The organism is Candidatus Symbiopectobacterium sp. NZEC135, from assembly GCF_025962695.1.
Genome location: NZ_JAGFPF010000198.1, coordinates 1 through 2,534, shown reverse-complemented (window position 1 = coordinate 2,534; position 2,534 = coordinate 1). Strand labels below are relative to the sequence as shown.

At 57.2% G+C, this 2,534-nt stretch carries 1 protein-coding gene; it reads left to right on the top strand.

Features of this window, described 5'->3' with window-relative positions:
* The coding region (locus tag J5224_RS24860) for an ankyrin repeat domain-containing protein (protein ID WP_264627890.1) at window positions 1–2,534 on the top strand (2,534 nt) is incomplete at both ends.

The window sequence follows — 2,534 nt, the reverse complement described above, 5'->3', positions numbered from 1 at the left end:
CACTCTGTTTGCCGCTGATTGAAGCGTTTCTCGATTCCGGCATCTTCCTGCCAGAATATATCGATGGCTTACCGCTGCTGCACCATATGGTGCGACGTAAGGATCTTAAAGAGAAACACGTCGCGTTCTTTCTGCAACAGGGCTTGGATCTCAACACGATCGATACCCGGGCCAGCGGTAAAACGGTGCTTGCCTACTACCTGAGTCAGGAAGAAATCACCATTGATACCCTGCGTCTGCGTTGGCTTATTCGCCTGGGCGCTGACGTCAACCGGGCAGAGCAGCCATGGGCGACGCCGCTCTATTCAGCACTGACCAACGCTACGTTGTACAACACCCAGGATAAACTCAGTATTACCACCTTCACCAGCGTACTGGATGAGTTGGAAAAAGGCGGGCTGCAACACGACCTGGATTTGGACAGCTGCCATTATGCCGGTCTCGGGCTGGAAGCACTCAAACGCGGACACTTCGCCGGTTTTATCCGGCTGCTGCAAGCCGGGATCACGATTCCTGACGATGAGAAAGCGGAACTCATCGATTATCTCACCAGCAAAAACTTCCGGCCAAAGCAGGTAAAACTGATTTTCGAGTTGAACCAGAGCCAAGGGCATGAGCTTCCCCTCAGTATCCTGATCCATGATTCGCGAACCATCCGGCAGATCATTGACGAATTGCCGCATGATGCCCCCGATATCAACACCATGTTTATCGATATCGTCACCGCAACCGGTCTGCGGCGGGATGAAAAACTATCCCTGCTGGGCACCCTGCTGGACAAAGGTGCCGATATCAACACCTCGGGGGCGTGGTCCCATTTTCAAATCAGCGCGCTGCACATCGTCACCGGTTGGCCTGACAACGTGGAACATAGTCAGGCCCTGCTGAGCTGGCTGCTGGAGCGCGGTGCAGCCATTGAATGTCACGGCCTGTCAGCGTTTTATCTGGCGGTGTGGTTCGGCCACATGGAGACCGCCAATTTACTGGCAACGCGCGGTGCCAATCTCACCTGGATCGATTGTAAACAGGGCACGGTGTTCTCTTACCTCTTTACCCAGAACCCCAACGGAGAACGGATGCGCCTGAGCAAGGTCTCCGCCGTGCTGCGCCGTTTACAGGGGATCTACCGCAGCAAAGGGCTGTCATTGCCACTCGCAGAGCCGTTTAATTATAACTCGCATGACTACGCGCCGCTGAGCACCACCCACACGCTTGCCGCGTGCATTGCGCTGTACGATGCCGAGTATTTTATTCCATTGGCGCGCACCTTGTTGGATATCGGGTGGCCGCTGAATGCCGAGATCAGAGACGAACATTTCAACGGCAATATGATCGCCTATTGCCTGGAATATGCCAAAGCCGGCGAGGATATCAGCCCGCTGCTCGATAACCTGCCAGAACCCCTTGATGTTACCAGCGAGATCTCTGGCGACCCGCTACAGCGCGCCATCGGTTCCCGCGTGGCGCTGGAAACCGTCAAGCGCCTGATCGTCGGTAACGATCCGAATCGCATTATCGGCAGAGAGATCAAGAACAATAGCATCGTTTATGCTGAACAACCGTTGCTGATCTACTCGATGGATCGTGTGAGTGGCAACAGTGATAAGATCACACCGGAATACGCCTATGCCGTGTGCAACATGCTGCTGACGGCGGGTGCCGATCCCAACTGTACCGCGAAGCGTCGCTTCACGCCTGAGTTCGATCATCGCAACGGGGTGATGCGGTTAGAAAACAGTGCGCTTGAATGGGCTATCATGCAGGATTACTTCGACATCTTTACCCTGCTGCTGGATCACGGTGCCGATCCGGCTCGCCGCACCTGTATCAAGCAAGAGCAGTTCGTCCATTTTGCCTGCACCCGGCTGAGCGGCAGAGCGGAATCGACCGTGACCCCGTACCTTGATGAGCTGGAACGGCGTGGGCTGCTGGACCTTGAAGCGAGAAGCGGCACCGAGGCGACGCCGCTGCTGATGGCGGTGTCCAAATGCCAAACGCCGCTGGTGCGCTATTTCCTTGAGCGTGGCGCAAACCCTAACGCCGTCGGCGGCTTCGATAATTCCGCCGCCTTGCACCGCGCACTGAGCAACTGGGGGTGGGTAGATAAAGTCTCGCGCCGCGAAACCGTAGAGCTGCTGTTAGCGGCCGGAGCCGACTGTCATTGGGTCGATCCCGATGGCGACTATCCTTTGATGTGCGCCGCCGGGTACGGGAGCCTGGCCGGGCTAGAAGCGCTATTGGCGCACGGCGTTGACACCCGTCAGGCGAATGCGCAAGGGCGCACCGCCCTGCATGAGGCGATAGCACGCGCCTACAGTTACGACACCTACCCCGATGACGAAGAGACGGAGGCAGAGCACAGCTTCGATCCGGAACTCAAAGGCGAGATCGTCAAGCGTCTGCTCGATCATGGCGCGGATATCAATGCCGCCGATGAGGATGGCGACACGCCGCTGATCTTCGCTCTACGCGCCAACCGGGAATCGATTGTCCACCTGCTGCTGGAGCGCGGTGCCGACGCGCAGCAGCCCGAT